A 16,330-nucleotide genomic window follows, 5' to 3' on the forward strand; every position below is an offset into this window, starting at 1 on the left:
AATAACTTTTATATTTATATTAACAATATTATTCGTAAAAGCAAGAAATCCCATATGAAGCTGCCCTCCTGCTTATTATTTTTATGTAACAATTCGATTACAGATCACTGGCGCCCGGCCAATAGAATAATAATCTATTTGGTGCCGTTGTACTGCTTCTAGTGAATAACAGTTTCGCCCATCCAACAGTAAAGGACAATTCATAAGCGCTTCATAATTTTGTAGCGGATAGTTTAGGATTTCTTTCCACTCCGTAACAATAAAAACTGCGTCTTGATTCACAATAGCTTCATCAATAGAAGAGACATAACGCACGTCGCTAGGCAGCATGCTTTTGGCCTTTTGCATAGCCACAGGATCATAAGCAGTTACTATGGCTTTCTCATCCAAAAGCTGTTTAATCACAACAAGCGAAGCAGCCTCTCTCATATCATCAGTATTAGGCTTAAAGGCTAAACCAAGTACAGCCACCTGCTTTCCTTGCAATCCTTCTTTCATTACACTTTTTGCTTTTTCGACCAATGATGCCTGCTGCTTATTATTCACATCAATCACAGCCTTTAATAATTGAAAATCATGCTGAACATTTCCTGCAATTTGCACTAAAGCATCCGTATCTTTCGGAAAACAAGATCCTCCATATCCGATCCCCGCCCGTAAAAAGGAGGATCCGATACGAGTATCCATCCCCATACCCAATGCAACTGCTTCCACATCGGCATCGACTTTTTCACAGATGTTTGAAATTTCGTTGATAAAGCTGATTTTTGTAGCTAAAAAAGCGTTAGATGCATATTTAATCATTTCTGCGCTTCGTATATCGGTTTGAAATATGCTTATATTTAGAGACGAGTATATACGTTCCATCGTAGCAGCAGCTTCTAGTGTCTCCGCTCCTACGACAATTCGATCTCCATGAAAGAAATCATGAACGGCAGAGCCCTCTCGTAAAAACTCTGGGTTGGAGACCATTTGAATATGTACATCTCTTTTCAACTGCTCTTGAACCATCTTTTTTATTCTATCATTCGTTCCGACAGGCACTGTACTTTTCGTGACCACTACTACATCTTTTGTTATGTAAGTACCGATATCTGAACATGCTTGAGCTAAGTAGCTCAAATCAGCAGAACCATCAAAGTTAGCAGGCGTCCCTACAGCAATATATACAATGTCTGCATCTCCATATGCTGCTTGCGGCTCACTCGTAAAAGAAAGACGATTTTCTTGTATACTTTGCTTCATCATATCTTCTAAATCCGGCTCATATATAGGCGCAATCCCTTGCTGTAGCCCATCAATTTTATGCTGATCAATATCTAAACATGTAACGCTATGACCTATATGAGACAAACCTACACCTGTTACAAGACCTACATATCCAGTACCAACAACTGTAATATTCATAATTACCTCCTCTAACTATCATCTTCATCCAAAAGTACAGTACTCTTTCGTCATTACAACATACTACCTTCTCGCTAAAAGGTGGTTATCCTGCCAAAAACCCTAATCGAATACGGGCTTAACTATATAAAGATTGACTTCACACAACTACAATCTTCTTTACATTCCCTTAATTTTATTTCTTAAATAAAGAAACCCCCGCCAGTAATCTGACGGAGGTTTCTTTATTTTACCATTTCATGAAGCTTTTGTTTCATAAACTCTATAACCTGATCTCTTAATTCTTCATTTTGGAGAGCAAATTCGATAGTTGTCTCTACAAAGCCTAGTGTTTCACCTACATCGTAACGTTTTCCCTCAAAACGATAGGCAAATACCCTTTGTATCTCATTTAAACCGCTAATAGCATCTGTAAGCTGGATTTCTCCTCCTGCTCCGATTTGCTGTTTTTCAAGAAACAAGAAAATTTCCGGCGTTAAAATATATCGCCCCATAATCGCTAAATTGGAAGGAGCAAAACCTGGTGCAGGCTTCTCAACAAATTGCCGCACTTGATAGCGTCTTCCAACCTCCTTAATCGGGTCTATAATACCGTAACGATAAGTCTGTTCTTCCTCGACCTCCATTACTCCGATAACAGATGAAAATGTACGTTCATACTCATCCATGAGCTGACGAAGACACGGCGTTTTACTTTGTACAATATCGTCTCCCAAAAGCACTGCAAATGGTTCATCTCCTACAAAGTTTCGAGCACACCAAATCGCATGTCCGAGCCCTTTCGGTTCCTTTTGGCGGATATAATGTATATTGACCATATTAGAAGAAGCCTGAACCTTTTCTAACAGTTCATACTTTCCTTTTTCAAGCAAATTTTGCTCCAATTCAAAAGCATGATCAAAATGGTCTTCAATTGCTCGTTTCCCCTTACCTGTAACAATAATAATATCTTCAATTCCAGAGTTTACAGCTTCCTCTACTATGTATTGAATAGTTGGTTTGTCAATAATCGGAAGCATTTCTTTAGGCATCGCTTTTGTTGCAGGCAAAAACCTTGTACCAAGACCTGCTGCTGGTATAATTGCTTTTCGAATCCTTTTCAACATCATACCCCCCATAAGACAAAGTGAATTAGAACCATTATTATCAAACATCTTAAACTAATAGTAGCAAAAAACAGGTCAGGTTGACATCATAAAAAAAAGAATATACAGAATATTTAATCTCATCTGTATATTCCTCTATGATATACCAAAAAAATACCTTATTTTTTCCTCTTTATTTTTTCTGTAATGTGGAAACATACAGTAAGAAAACAATTTTATTTTTTGTAAATAAATTGTAACTGTATTGTAACTACTGCACACAATTTTTACGATAAAAAAAGATTGATTTCTACAATTTTTATGATACGATAACTAATGAGTTGCATCCAAAACTGTCAGAATTCTTGAAGGTTTAGAGAATATTACAGATCACTATAAACTGTGTTAAGGGTGATATTGAGTGAATTCGCAAGTTATTTATACATTTCTCGCCTCTTTTGTTGCTGTATTAATCGCGACTCCACTCGTAATGAAGCTGGCAGTTAAGATAGGCGCAGTTGACAAACCGAATGCTCGTAAAGTGCATGAGAAGATCATGCCTCGACTTGGCGGTTTAGCCATTTTTATTGGTGTGGTTGTGGGATACTTTGTAAGTGGACTATACCACGAGAGAATGACTTCTATTGTGGTAGGTGCTTTTGTAATCATCATTATCGGTATACTCGATGACATGTATGAGCTTTCAGCTAAGAAAAAGTTTTTGGGGCAAATTTTAGTAGCGCTTCTTATCGTTAAAAGCGGTTTAACAATGGAATATATCACTATACCATTTTTAGGAAAATATGATTTAGGAGTATTTTCTTACATCTTAACTGTCCTTTGGATTGTTGGCGTTACAAACGCCATTAACCTTATTGATGGACTGGACGGGTTATCTGCAGGAATTTCTTCTATTGCCCTAGCTACAATCGGATTTATGGCTTTTCAAGGAAGCAGCTTCATGATTTTTACAATTGCTTTAGTGGTATTAGCAAGTACACTTGGATTTTTAGTATTCAATTTCCATCCTGCCAAAATATTTATGGGGGACACGGGTGCTTTGTTCCTTGGGTATTGCATTTCCATTTTATCCTTGCTGGGCTTATATAAAAGTGTTACTTTATTCAGTTTTATTGTACCGATTATTATTTTAGGTGTTCCTATTTTCGATACTATCTTTGCTATTTTACGACGTATAGTTAACAAAAAACCTATTTCGGCACCAGATAAGTCTCATTTACATCACCGTTTGTTAGCACTAGGATTCTCTCATAGAACAACAGTGCTTCTCATTTATGTATTCGGTATCTTTTTCAGCGTAAATGCGATTATCTTCTCCTCTTCTGCACTATGGTTGTCCGTTCTTCTATTGTTCGCCTTAGTGATAGCAGTAGAATTAGTAGCCGAAATGATTGGTTTAGTACATGAGCGTTATAAGCCTATTATTACGTTTTATCGAAAAGTAACAGGAAGACAATAATATCAGCTAGTATAGCCAAACCTATAAATTTCATTCAGCCAATTTATTCCGTTTCCTTTTAGAGGAAACGGTTTTTTTATCATTTCTTTCCAAAATATACTTTGTTTATCCTTTCCATCATTGAATACCCTAATAGTACAAGCATAAGAAACGGGTGAAAAGCATGATGAAAAGACTGGTGCTGGTTTATCTCTTATTGAGCATGTCCCTTCTATTCACAGCCTTTTCTTCCTCAGCTGATGTACATCTCATACAGCTTTCGTTTCACCCTCACCACAGCCGAAGCTGCGTTACTGCAATCAAACAGTTTACAAGTGAAACGTCTCGCTTAAAACGAGAGTATATGATCGCAGGGGAAGCCGAGCTGCGAGATACAAAAAAAGTGGCTTATTTAACATTTGATGATGGTCCTAATCGCTACACAACACAAATCTTGAATATTTTACAGAAAAAACAAGCAAAAGCAACCTTTTTCTTAATCGGTTCTCAAGTTCAGCGCCGTAAAGATATAGTGTCGCGTATCGCCCAGGAAGGACATTATATTGGCCTGCATAGCATGTCTCATGACCCTAAAAAATTATATGGCGGAACTCCTGATTCTCTCATTCAAGAAATGGAGCAAGAAAAAGCTCTATTAAACAGCCTTATCGGATATAATACTGACTTAATCCGCGTTCCTTACGGCAGCATGCCTTACTTGAACGATCATTATCGTGATGCCTTATCACACCACCATTTCAAAATGTGGGATTGGACTGTTGACACTAACGATTGGGAAAACAAGCATAAGCCCTTTGTAATCATACAAACTATTAGGAAGCATGCAAATGACCGAGAAGAAGTAATTTTATTACACGATAAGCAAACCACTGTCCAAGCTTTGCCTCAAATCATTGATTATCTGCGCTCGAAAGGATATACCTTATTAGAATACAATCCCTATCACCATATTAGAGTGAATTTTTGGAAAGATGAACGACTATAGGTTGAAGCTTTCATCAGTAAGGAACTAGAGCTACCTTAATGCAGAGATAAAAGCCTTAAAAGTCCTAAATACAAAACCTTATTCAAAACCTTTGAAAAAAGTGTCCCCACTGCCTTTGGCAATGGGGACACTTTACTAAACCGCCAGTAACGAGCTTGTTTTTTTACCAATTAAAACCGAACAAGTTCAAAACCGTTCGGGAGCTTAGATGTTGTCAAAATTTCAAGCTCCTCTGCCCGCTTTAAGGTATAAGAAGAACAACGAAGCAAACCTTCATCTACATAAGCTGGATGGCACATGATTTCTACTGTTTCTCCATCCTGTACCCGAGTTTGCAATATTTGAAAGTATTCTTTACATACTCCGTCTCCATAAAAATCGACAAAAAATTGATCTGAAAACACATTAACTTCTTTATCACTATAAATAACAGAGCGCCGCACCGGCAAGTTATACTTTTTAGCCAGCTTACAAAATACAGGGTATGCTTGCTCTAGCGTATGGACATGATGATGGCTGTCCAAATGTGTAGGAGTTAAACCATAAGAAAAAAATCTCTCAATTTGCGCTGTCCATTCTGCTTCCAATTCTTTTTCATTTATCACTCTGCTTCTTAAGGATTGATTAGAATAAAACAAACCATTTTCGTCCACTAAAGACCGCACGTTCGTATGCAAAGGCTGCCCTGCAGTCAATACAAGATGCACACCTACCCCCAAAGTCGGATGCTGCTTTGCAAGCTCTGCAGCATGCTCTGTCCCCACCATATTCATCATCATCGTCGTCGAATTAACAATCCCATTCACATGAGCATCTATAATGCCATGGTTAACCCCTCTCGTTAATCCAAAGTCATCTGCATTTACTATCAACTTTTTCATCGCCTTCTCCTTTCCGCCTTCGTACTACATTATATGCATGTCTCAGTGAGCTATAACGGTATTAATTTTATCTTTTAAAAAAGCGGCTGCTCGTGCATGCCGCTTTTTTATTACAGTTGTACTTAGCTGGAACCGCCGCCCATATATCCTGAAGTCTGCGTATACCCTCCTACTTCTTCAATATTCCGCTTCTTTGTATAAAAAAACCCTGCTAATTTAGCAGGGCCTGCTGTTCACTTTATTTTTTCATATAAAGAGATAATCTCTTCAGCCAAATCCTTCACTGTCATTGCATTCATGAGGTGATCTTGGGCATGAATCAATAAGATAGAAAGCTCAGAACGTTCTCCTCGTGCTTCTGCTCCAATAAGCTCTGTTTGAAATTTATGAGCCTTCTTCAGTTCTTCTCCTGCTTGCAGGAGCTTTTCTCTTGCTTCGGTACTATCACCGCTTTTTGCCATCTGCATAGCTTCCATTGCATCACTCCGTGCATTTCCACCATGCAATATGATTTGAAACGCAATGGTTTCTGTTGAATTCACTTTGCTCACTCCATTTCATGCATGCTTCCTCAAGCCTATCATTAATTCCCTGATGTTTCCTCTGCTAACTTTTGACGATCCCATACCTTAAAGAATGGATAATAAATAGCAAAGGCAATCACAAAATTAACTAGCTGCATGACTACACCAGAAATCTTTCCTCCTGTTGCTAAGTATCCGCTGAAAATCAATGGTGTCGTCCACGGTACTGCTGTTCCGTTCGGTCTTGCTACCCATCCCCAATCCATCGCAAGATATGTTGTAATAACCAACACCACTGGCGTCAGAATGAACGGAATAAGTAAAAGTGGATTTAAGACAATCGGCATCCCGAATGTAACCGGCTCATTAATGTTAAAGATACCCGGTCCGATAGCCAAACGCCCTAAGCTCTTCATCTGCTGACTTTCTGCTTTTATAAGCATAGCAATAACAAGGGCCAACGTAGCTCCTGATCCTCCTGCATAAATCCATAAATCAAAAAATTGCTGTGTTACTACATTCGGCAGATCCTGACCTGCTTGAAATGCCATGCGGTTTTCATCCATTAAAGACAGCCAAATTGGTCCCATAACACCGCCAACAATTGCTGCTCCGTGAATCCCGCAAGACCAGAGCAGTTGAATAAGAATGACGGCAACAATAGCACCAAACAAGCTGGCTCCTAATTTGCTTAACGGATCATACAGCACGTCACCAATAACATTATGAATACTGCCGAAGTGTGTATGTTCAAAGATCAAGCGAATAATCCAAACAACAACGATGACGAAAAATCCCGGAATAAGTGCTGTAAACGAACGTGATACTGCTGGAGGCACCGTTGCTGGCATTTTAATGATAATCTTCTTTTGAATAATATAGCGGTAAATTTCAGTAGAAAGAACCGCTAAAATCATGGCCACGAATAATCCCTTACTTCCCATTAATGCAACAGGAATAGCTCCTCCTACGATAACAGCCTGTGTAGCTCCCTCCGCCAAGAACGATACTTGAAATGGCGTAGCTAACAGAAAGGCTGCTAAGGACACAGTTCCTGCCCCGAGCGGGTCTACCTTGTAATGCTCAGCCAGTCGATAAGCGACCCCGAAGACGACGACGAGCGACATAATATCAAAGGTCGCATTTACAGGATATAGTAAGGCGCTGCGCCAACTGTCGCCAAACACATCAGCCATAAATGTATCGTACCCATCAATCGGAATAAACGCAATAATTAAGAATAAAGATCCGATAATTAAAAGAGGCATGGCTAAAATGATACCGTCACGTATCGCTTGTAAATGGCGCTGTGCGGCAATCTTGCCTGCTACCGGCATCACTTTATTTTCTAAAAACCCGTTTACCTTACTCATGCTGTGTTCCTCCTTATCGTTTCATTGAAACCGCTGTCTTCAATACAGCCTCGCCGTTACACATCCCGTAATGAACCGTATTAATTACATCAACAGGGACACCCTTCTCTTTACCAAGCTCTTGCATTTGCTTCAGCAAATACCTTACCTGCGGACCGATAAGAAGAACATCGGCCTGTTCAATATGCTCGCGCACCTCACTTCCACAGACTGCCCAGATTTTACATTGCATTCCCTGTTCCTTTGCTGCCTGCTCCATTTTCGAAACAAGCAAGCTTGTTGACATTCCAGCAGCACAGCACAGCAAAATATTCATTCCCTGCCTCCTTTAAACATAATCTGCGCATGCAAATGAAAGTGTAGGTTTGCGAGCTCTGTTTACATACGCTTGTATTTTTATATTTATGTATACGTTTTCAAGTGTATGACAAGCTGAAAAGAAAGTTTTTCAACCAGGCTATACATATAAAATAAAGCTTCTATCAGCCGGAAATTACTTTTCCACTGCTGATAGAAGCCTAATCCAGTCTCTAACGAGAAGTTATCCCCTAGCATGTTACACGAGTATGTTACTAAGCTCTTCCTGTTCCTGTTTTAATAAAAATTCCCATTTCACCCATACCTTCTCTTACTCTACTATACTTCCATTGATGCATTATAAAGTGGAGTTATATAAAAAAGCGCAGCTTCTCATAGCTGCGCTTCTATTTATGTACTAAATACCTTCCTTGCGGACAGGGTGAAATAAAGCTTCTACTAAACGGTCGTATTCTCTTCTAGAAATCTCTTTATTATAAAGTTTCAGAAGCAAGTCTTTATGCTCTTGAGAAAAGGCCATTTTATTAATTGTGTCCAGATACATAGAAGTCCTCCTTAACTAACATCTCAAAATAAAAGAACGTTTGTTCGAAGTTTAATTATAAAAAACTCTAAAGAAAAATGCAACAATATATCGATTTATTATAATTTTAAAAATTTTCAAAATTAAAAACCTGTAAAAAATAAAAATTTATTCCTTGCTAAATCTGAATAATTTTACCAAAAACAAGGAAAATAATGTTAAAAACCAAGGAGACGTTTGATTTATGGATACAGTTACATTGTCGCGAGCATTTTTTGGAACCTCTCTAGCGTTCCATATCATTTTTGCAACACTTGGTATTGGACTTTCACTTATGATGCTAATGATGGAATTAATGTATCAATGGAAAAAGGATATCCACTATTCTATCATGGCCAAGCGATGGACAAAGGCATTTGCTATTTTGCTCGGAGTTGCTATTCCTTCCGGCACCATTGTCGGCGTGCAAATTTCTCTTCTATGGCCGGGGTTTGCTAAAATTGTCGGCCAAGTAATCGCCGTTCCGTTTCAAATTGAGATTTTTGCTTTCTTTTTAGAAGCATTGTTCATGTCTATTTATGTGTATGCAGCGAACAAATTAACGCCGTTTATGCGCGTCCTTTCTTTACTTCTCGTTGTTCTAGGAGCGACTGCTTCTGCTGTGCTGATTACATCAGCAAACACATGGATGAATACTCCTGCCGGCTTTTCAATGCGGGAAGACGGGACTATTTATAATGTGAATCCGTGGGAGGCATTTTTTAATCCGAGCTTTGTAACCGGCTCTTTTCATGTCATCATTACCGCCTACGCAACAGGTGCTGCTGTTGTCGCATCAGTCGCAGCGTACAAATTATTCAAGCGCAACAGAAGCACACGTGAAATCGCCTACCATAAAAAAGGATTGTTGCTATCTCTGCTAGCTACATTCATTACAGGGCTGCTAATGTGGGTTTCTGGTCACTCTTCTGCAATAAACTTACATGAGCATTCTCCTGAAAAACTCGCTGCCGCTGAAGCATTGTTTGAAACTCAGTCACATGCTCCGCTTGCGATTGGAGGCTTTGTGGACCCAGACACACATGAAGTAAAATACGGGCTAGAAATCCCTTCTATGCTCAGTATTTTAGCAGGATTTACTCCTGAGACAGTGGTCAAAGGATTGTATGAATTTCCAGCAGAAACATGGCCGCCTTTTTATACCCATACCTTTTTTAATTTAATGGTAGGTACAGCCGTCTTCTCGTTTGCAGTCTCTGGTCTCGCCCTTGCCTATTGGTATTTCATTCATAGAAAGCGAGATAGTTCTTTTCCGAAATGGCTGCTTTGGTCGATTGCAGCCATTGGACCGATTTCTATCTTAGGCATAGAATTCGGATGGATTTTCAGCTGCAGCGGCCGTCAGCCCTGGACTATTTACGGCTTTCAAAAAACGACTGAGGCAGCTACTCGAGCTGACTTTGTAGGACCGTTATTCTTTTTGTTTATTCTTCTCTATATCGGACTTGGGGTCTTAACAATTATCGTACTGCGCACCTTCTTTAGACGTCATCCTTTGGAAGAGGAATTTGAGACGGGAGGCCATACACATAATGCATGAAGAAAGCATTGCGATTTTAATATTATGGGGTGTTATTTTTGTTTACAGCATTTTAGGATCCATTGATTTCGGCACCGGATTCTGGAGCATGATCTATGCGAATCATAGTACACTTGCCGGCAAACTCGCTAATAAATATTTATCTCCAACATGGGAGTTAACAAATACGATTTTGGTGTTCGTGGTTGTAGCCTTTCTCGGTTTTTTCCCAAAAGCCATGTATTCATTGGCAACAGCCATGTTTTTACCGGTCACATTAATTCTCTTGCTTATTGCCATTCGCAGTACTTTCATGGTGTTTGCCTACTCACTTCCGCGTCATGAAAAATCTCTGCGTATCATTTCCGGTATCACCGGCTTACTAGTTCCTGCTCTGTTAATCACTGTGATACCAGTAACACAAGGCGGATTCATTGAATCGGTGGATGGCAGAGAAACGTTGCTGTTTGGAAAGCTTCTTTCCAGTCCTTCAATCTATTGGTATATCCTGTTTGGATTGACATCAGAATTATTTTTATCTGCGCTTTTTTTAGCAGACTTCTCTCGTGAACAAGGCTCTGAAGAAACATATTTAGTCTATCGGAAAAATGCTATTATTATCGGCCCAGCAACATTAGTGACCGCCGTTTTCGCACTTGTAACAATGGAACCGGAAGCAAATTGGATGCTGGATAACTTAATCAAGCAGTTTCCTTTGTTCGCAATTTCTATTGCTCTTTTCGTTGTTGGATATTCTTCCCTGTGGGCGACAAATCGGGCACGCAATTCGCTCGGATTTGCCCGGATAGCTGTATTGGCAGTCATTGCACAATATGGCATTGCCAGTTATGGATATGGTATGGCTCATCTGCCTTACATTGTTTTCCCTAGTATTACCGTATTCAACAGCTTTACTAAGCTGGAAACCTTCTACAATCTGCTTATTTTATACGCGGTTGGTATTGCTATTTTACTGCCTGGATTTATTTTCTTTTGGAATTTGTTTCTCAAAGACCGCTCCTTTGCCGGAGATAAATAAGGAGAAACTATTCATGCGGAACTCTAATAAGCAGCCCTTCTAGCACCACCTTTGCATCCAAAGGGCTGTTTGTTAATCAAACGTTTGAATGAATCCTTTCTGCATGGCGCTAATATGCCTCTATTACTTAAATTCATGGCTCATTTCTATAATAACCATGATAAAAATATATCCATGAATTTCCTTACAAACTAGAAAAGGGCTATCGAAATAGCCCTTTTCTAGTTTATCGTCGTTTTAGTAATGACTCGTTTACAATATGCTCTGCATAATTTTGTGCGCTCATTTCAATATCTCTTTCAGATAAATATCCCGCACCATGTACAATAAATGCCGGCAAATACGTTGTTCCAATTTTAAAAACCAACTAAATTTTCATCCTTCTCAGCTCCTTCCTTCATGATACAATGAAGAAAAAGGAGATTTTTACAATGTTCACAACCAAGAACGTAACACTTCGTCCCCTCCAAGAAAGTGATATAGAGCAAATGTATTCATGGGAACTCGACATGGAAATCAGCAGGATGTCCGGTGTCGGACGCAAACGAACATACGCGCAATTTCAAAACAGCTATGAATCGTATTTTTCAAAATCTACTGACTCCCTCGTATTATTCGCTATTGAGTTTGATAACAAACTTGTCGGCCGTGCAGAATTAGGACTCATTGACCGCTTCCATCAACGGGGGGCATTCGGAATAGTAATTGGAGAAAAAGAAATGTGGGGTAAGAAAATCGGCTCTGCAGCCCTTACTCTTTTGCTCGATTATGCGTTTCATATTGAAAATCTGCAGCGTATTTACGCGGAAGTATATGATTTTAATACAAGGTCGCAGCGCCTATTAGAAGCAGCAGGATTTACATATGAAGGAAAGCTTCGGCAGCACGAATTTCACAACGGTAAGATGCAGGATATGCTGGTATACGGCATCCTGAAAGAAGAATTTTCTGGTGAAAGTGTTATTGTAAAGTGAACCTTCGTAAGCAGAGAATAGCCTTTTTCCCTGCCGATGATGGATGTTGCATAGCACAAGAAAGGATAGATGCAAGCAGCCTCTATCCTTTTTGCATTCCTATATGCATGGACAATATAGTAGGAGTGACTTACCTTCGACTGTTAATATAGTCTGGAATCTCCTTTATCGCCGTTTTCTTTTTTTTCGAAACAGCTTCTTTCGCTTCGTATTCAGCACATCAGCTATAATATGCACTGCACTCGCACTCATGACACCAGTCACAAAATTAAAAATCAGCGTCTTGTTTGACTCGACAATGCTTACTAATTCACTGTTCAATACTGTTTTATTAGCAAAATACAGTATCGGTGACAGAACAAACAGCAAATACAACAAACGAATCAAGTCTCCAATGATGAATGTATGAGTTAAAAACGAACGATGCGGCATGATGACCTGGTACGGATACCATATAATTCGAAATAATCCCCATTTGCGATATGACGCACTGCGAATGTCTAAATCCGGACTTAAAAAGTATGTACCAATGATAAATCCGATAGTAAAGAAAAGTAAAAAGCTTTTGCTCGTATACCCATATGAAAATAAAAGTACAATAATAACAGGCAAGGCTATTAAGTTTAATTTTGTATGCGTTTTCCCTGATGGCATAGTCTCTTCCTTTATTAAAAGTATTCTTTCATTCTCTCAATATTTCCCTATATTGGCAAGGCTCTTTTCCATTCAACATCATGCAAAAAAGCAGCTGACTAGATAGCTGCTTTTACTGTATTTTTTTATCAATTTCTGATGTATCTACATTTTCCCCAAACCAGCCGGCCATCTTCATTTTTGCTTTTGCTTTGACTTCTTCATCAATATACATAGCAACCTGCAGCAAAGCTGCGCCTAGGGCTCCAAAATCATCTGTGTATCCGATTCCAGCTGCAAAATCCGGAATAGCATCAGTTGGAATAATAAAGTATGTTAAGGCCCCGATTATAATAATTTTACTTCGTTTTGGAACATCAGGCTTTTGCAGGACATAAAACAAAAGTAAACTTGCATAGACGACTAAATGTCCTGCTTTCAAGGCACCGCCTCTCAATTTGATCCAAAAAGCCTCTGCTGAAAATTTAGTTTTCATTGCACATCCCCTTTCAGCTCTTCTTTCCCTCTATTATAGGGGAGGGATATCCATTTTAAAAGCAGTTACTTTTGCAGTTCCTTCTCTACAATCATTTTACGAATCGTGCGTCCAATTACGATGTTATACCCCATAATCCCCATAAAAATAAAATAGAATCTCAGCAAAAATGAATCGATCAGAAACGTACAAGCTAAGATGATCAAGAGTGTTACAGTAAAGCTTAAAATACGTAAATGTTTTGTATTCATAGTATTCTCCCCTTTTATAATCGGCAGAGAAAATAAAAAGACCTCTGCCGTATTTGGCAAAGGTCTTGCTAGACACGATGAAGTGCCAACAAAGCCGATGGAGTTATTCCATGTACTGACGACTTTGTTTCAGGCAAAGCCTGACGCTACTCCCCTTTGAATTAACTTTATTGTAAAATCATACATAGCAAAATGTCAAATTTCTGTTTTTTGATACTATTCTTGCAGAGTATTTTACTGTGGTATATTCCTCGTTCGCAGCCCTTCAATGAGTACTAATTATAATAGGAAGAAACACGAAAAAACTATAGAAAAAGAATTAAAATGAAGCGGTATAATTGTTTGAATACAGAAGAATTTATTTAGAATGATGTGGTATGTGTAGGACAGACTTGCATACATATAGTAAAACACAGAATGACGAACCAACTACCATCGCTGCTATATTTAGAGGAGGGGATTGTCAAAACTCCTGTAACCTATTACTTCAATAACGAAGCTACACATGTAAATCTTTGATTTTTGGAAACCTTGCCCCATAATATTACATCGAGTAAAAATTCCATTACTCGCAAAGTAATGCAATATAAAGGAGAATTATATCCTCTTTCAAGGTTCACCTCCTTTATTATTACAACCTGGCATTGATGATTGGGATAAAATGGATGGTATACTAAAAAGATTTTCTTGAAGTTTGAAAGATGATTTAATATAATGAGCAGTATGTTCAACAAAAGTTACTCTCAATTAGGAAGTTTTAGTTGCACCTTGAAGAGGCTAGGAGTAAAATGCTCTCATGTAAGTTGAACTTGAGATAAAGAAAGTGTCTTAAGGGAGAGGTGAAAATAAGTGTGGAATAATATTAAAACACAATTTAAGACGCAATTTAACGACATCCGCTTACTTTTATTAACAGCGGTATTTATTTGGCTAAAAACGTACATTATCACTCGCATAAGCTTTGATTTGAAATTAGAAAATCCAATGCAAGAGTTTATTTTGTTTCTCAGTCCGCTTGCCGCATCTTTATTTTTAGTAGGACTGGCGATGTTTGCTAAAGGAAGAAAACGTAATTACATTGCAATCGGAATCAACATCTTTTTAACCATCATTTTGATAGGAAACGCAATGTTCTACGGATTCTTTAATGACTTTGTGACATTACCTGTATTAACACAAACAACTAACTTCGGAAGCCTTGGATCTTCTGTTAAGGAACTGCTTGACTGGAGAATACCTGTAGTATTCCTTGACGTTATCGTTTTATTCTACTTGGCAATAAAAAAGCCGAGTCTTGCAAGCAGTGGTCGTGTATCCCGTCCAACAAAATCTTTGTATTTCTTAACATCCATTGCGGTGTTCATGGTGAACTTAGGCCTTGCAGAAGTACAACGTCCAGAACTATTAACTCGTTCTTTCGACCGCGTCATGCTTGTTAAAAACCTAGGTCTATATTTCCACCAAATGTATGATGTTGGCTTACAAGCAAAAGCAACTTCACAAAAAGCATTTGCTGATAGCAGCAAGCTTGCTGAAACAGAAAACTATATAAAAGCAAATAACGTACAGAACTCTGAATTGTTTGGTATGGCAAAAGGAAAAAATGTCATTGTCGTTTCTCTTGAATCTACACAGACGTTCCTGATGAACGCAACAGTAAACGGTCAAGAAGTAACACCTTTCTTGAATCAGTTTGCGAAAGAAAGCTATTACTTTGATAACTTCTTCCACCAAACAGGCCAAGGGAAAACATCTGACGCTGAATTTTTAATTGACAACTCTCTTTATCCATTAGATCGCGGCGCTGTATACTTTACACACGCGAACAATGAGTATGTAGGTACACCTGAGATTTTACGCCAGCAAGGATATTACACTGCCGTATTCCATGCAAACAACGCAACATTCTGGAACCGCAACGTTATGTATCCATCTCTTGGATACGATCGTTACTTTAATGAGCTTGATTTTGATATCAATGCCGACAATAAAATTAACTGGGGTCTAAAGGATGTTGACTTCTTTAATCAGTCAATAGAAAAGCTGAAGGAATTGCCTCAGCCGTTCTATACACGTTTCATTACGTTAACGAACCACTTCCCGTTCACATATGATGACGAAATGAAAATGGTAGAACCATTTAACTCCGGCGACGGTACGCTTGACCGTTATTTTGTAACTGTCCGTTACCAAGACGAAGCGTTAAAGAAATTCATTGAAGAGCTAAAAGCATCTGGTCTGTATGATAATTCTGTTATCGTGTTCTACGGAGACCATTACGGTATCTCTGAAAATCATAACAAAGCTATGGCTCAGTTCTTAGGTAAAGATGAGATTACGCAATTCGATCACATCAACCTACAAAGAACGCCATTATTCATTCACGTTCCAGGTCAAACACAAGGAGAAACAATCTCTAAGGTGGCTGGTCAAGTGGATGTGAAACCAACAATTCTGAGCTTATTAGGTGTAGATACTTCCAATGACATCGAGTTCGGTCACGATTTATTCTCACCGAACCGTAAAGAGTTTGTAGTATTACGTGACGGCAGCTTCGTAACAGACAAATATATATATTCAAACAGCACATTCTACTCTCGTGAAACAGGCGAAGCTGTAAATGTACCAAAAGAAGAAGCAAAACCGTTGCTTGATAGAGTGCAAACCGAACTAAGTATGTCAGATAATATTATTGAAGGTGACTTACTTCGCTTCTTTGAAGAAAATCATATCAAATCTGGTACAGTGAAAACCCAAATTAAGCCGAAATAAACAAACGAAC

General features: G+C 38.7%; 17 protein-coding genes. 6 read left to right on the plus strand and 11 right to left on the minus strand.

Going from position 1 to position 16,330, the window contains the following annotated elements; translation table 11 throughout:
- Positions 1 to 81: 81 nt before the first annotated feature.
- Together J7Q84_RS09650 and galU are read right to left on the minus strand one after the other, a co-directional pair.
- Positions 82 to 1,407: a UDP-glucose dehydrogenase family protein gene (locus J7Q84_RS09650; RefSeq protein ID WP_209094326.1), complete on the minus strand. Its 1,326-nt coding sequence runs from the start codon at positions 1,405 to 1,407 to the stop codon at positions 82 to 84.
- 224 nt (positions 1,408 to 1,631) lie between these two features.
- Positions 1,632 to 2,510 (minus strand): UTP--glucose-1-phosphate uridylyltransferase GalU, encoded by an 879-nt coding sequence (gene galU / locus J7Q84_RS09655; RefSeq protein ID WP_209094327.1) that lies wholly within the window; start codon positions 2,508 to 2,510, stop codon positions 1,632 to 1,634.
- A gap of 403 nt (positions 2,511 to 2,913) precedes the next feature.
- Between galU and J7Q84_RS09660 the strand changes: the two genes are divergently transcribed.
- Both J7Q84_RS09660 and J7Q84_RS09665 read left to right on the plus strand, forming a co-directional pair.
- Positions 2,914 to 3,972 (plus strand): glycosyltransferase family 4 protein, encoded by a 1,059-nt coding sequence (locus tag J7Q84_RS09660; protein ID WP_209094328.1) that lies wholly within the window; start codon positions 2,914 to 2,916, stop codon positions 3,970 to 3,972.
- Positions 3,973 to 4,135: 163 nt separating this feature from the next.
- Positions 4,136 to 4,957 carry a polysaccharide deacetylase family protein gene (locus J7Q84_RS09665; RefSeq protein WP_209094329.1) on the plus strand — a complete coding sequence of 274 codons (822 nt, stop codon included), beginning with the start codon at positions 4,136 to 4,138 and terminating at the stop codon, positions 4,955 to 4,957.
- Between the two features lie 170 nt (positions 4,958 to 5,127).
- On the opposite strand, the gene chbG is transcribed toward J7Q84_RS09665, so the two are convergent.
- The 5 genes from chbG to J7Q84_RS09690 all read right to left on the minus strand — a co-directional run bounded on the left by chbG (position 5,128) and on the right by J7Q84_RS09690 (position 8,597).
- Entirely contained in the window at positions 5,128 to 5,838 is a 711-nt protein-coding gene (gene chbG, locus J7Q84_RS09670; RefSeq protein WP_209094330.1) for a chitin disaccharide deacetylase, read from the minus strand.
- A 233-nt stretch (positions 5,839 to 6,071) separates the two neighbouring features.
- Positions 6,072 to 6,380: a PTS lactose/cellobiose transporter subunit IIA gene (locus tag J7Q84_RS09675; protein WP_209094331.1), complete on the minus strand. Its 309-nt coding sequence runs from the start codon at positions 6,378 to 6,380 to the stop codon at positions 6,072 to 6,074.
- 41 nt (positions 6,381 to 6,421) lie between these two features.
- Positions 6,422 to 7,735 (minus strand): PTS cellobiose transporter subunit IIC, encoded by a 1,314-nt coding sequence (gene celB / locus J7Q84_RS09680; protein WP_247739186.1) that lies wholly within the window; start codon positions 7,733 to 7,735, stop codon positions 6,422 to 6,424.
- A gap of 13 nt (positions 7,736 to 7,748) precedes the next feature.
- Positions 7,749 to 8,051 carry a PTS sugar transporter subunit IIB gene (locus J7Q84_RS09685; protein WP_209094332.1) on the minus strand — a complete coding sequence of 101 codons (303 nt, stop codon included), beginning with the start codon at positions 8,049 to 8,051 and terminating at the stop codon, positions 7,749 to 7,751.
- Positions 8,052 to 8,450: 399 nt separating this feature from the next.
- Positions 8,451 to 8,597 carry a hypothetical protein gene (locus J7Q84_RS09690; RefSeq protein ID WP_209094333.1) on the minus strand — a complete coding sequence of 49 codons (147 nt, stop codon included), beginning with the start codon at positions 8,595 to 8,597 and terminating at the stop codon, positions 8,451 to 8,453.
- 223 nt (positions 8,598 to 8,820) lie between these two features.
- Between J7Q84_RS09690 and J7Q84_RS09695 the strand changes: the two genes are divergently transcribed.
- On the plus strand, positions 8,821 to 10,176 hold the full coding sequence (locus J7Q84_RS09695) for a cytochrome ubiquinol oxidase subunit I (RefSeq protein WP_209094334.1): 1,356 nt from the start codon (positions 8,821 to 8,823) through the stop codon (positions 10,174 to 10,176).
- Positions 10,169 to 11,194 carry a cytochrome d ubiquinol oxidase subunit II gene (locus J7Q84_RS09700; protein WP_209094335.1) on the plus strand — a complete coding sequence of 342 codons (1,026 nt, stop codon included), beginning with the start codon at positions 10,169 to 10,171 and terminating at the stop codon, positions 11,192 to 11,194. Before J7Q84_RS09695 ends, J7Q84_RS09700 begins: the two co-directional genes overlap by 8 nt.
- 226 nt (positions 11,195 to 11,420) lie before the next feature.
- On the opposite strand, the gene J7Q84_RS09705 is transcribed toward J7Q84_RS09700, so the two are convergent.
- Positions 11,421 to 11,561 carry a hypothetical protein gene (locus J7Q84_RS09705; protein WP_209094336.1) on the minus strand — a complete coding sequence of 47 codons (141 nt, stop codon included), beginning with the start codon at positions 11,559 to 11,561 and terminating at the stop codon, positions 11,421 to 11,423.
- A gap of 64 nt (positions 11,562 to 11,625) precedes the next feature.
- Here J7Q84_RS09705 and J7Q84_RS09710 point away from each other — a divergent pair, with 64 nt between their 5' ends.
- A complete protein-coding gene (locus tag J7Q84_RS09710; protein ID WP_209094337.1) occupies positions 11,626 to 12,168 on the plus strand; it encodes a GNAT family N-acetyltransferase in 543 nt (180 codons plus the stop codon).
- A gap of 165 nt (positions 12,169 to 12,333) precedes the next feature.
- Here J7Q84_RS09710 and J7Q84_RS09715 read toward each other — a convergent pair whose 3' ends face one another.
- From J7Q84_RS09715 to J7Q84_RS09725, 3 genes are all read right to left on the minus strand, one after another.
- On the minus strand, positions 12,334 to 12,822 hold the full coding sequence (locus J7Q84_RS09715; RefSeq protein ID WP_209094338.1) for a metal-binding protein: 489 nt from the start codon (positions 12,820 to 12,822) through the stop codon (positions 12,334 to 12,336).
- A gap of 112 nt (positions 12,823 to 12,934) precedes the next feature.
- Positions 12,935 to 13,297, minus strand: coding sequence for a YkvA family protein (locus J7Q84_RS09720; RefSeq protein ID WP_209094339.1), 363 nt, complete (start codon positions 13,295 to 13,297; stop codon positions 12,935 to 12,937).
- A 65-nt stretch (positions 13,298 to 13,362) separates the two neighbouring features.
- Positions 13,363 to 13,548, minus strand: a complete 186-nt coding sequence (locus J7Q84_RS09725; RefSeq protein ID WP_209094340.1) for a hypothetical protein — start codon at positions 13,546 to 13,548, stop codon at positions 13,363 to 13,365.
- 861 nt (positions 13,549 to 14,409) lie between these two features.
- Here J7Q84_RS09725 and J7Q84_RS09730 point away from each other — a divergent pair.
- Positions 14,410 to 16,320, plus strand: a complete 1,911-nt coding sequence (locus J7Q84_RS09730; RefSeq protein WP_209094531.1) for an LTA synthase family protein — start codon at positions 14,410 to 14,412, stop codon at positions 16,318 to 16,320.
- The last annotated feature ends 10 nt before the right edge of the window (positions 16,321 to 16,330 follow it).

This window comes from Bacillus sp. 165 (genome assembly GCF_017742235.1).
Classification (GTDB): Bacteria; Bacillota; Bacilli; order Bacillales; family Bacillaceae_G; genus JAGHKQ01.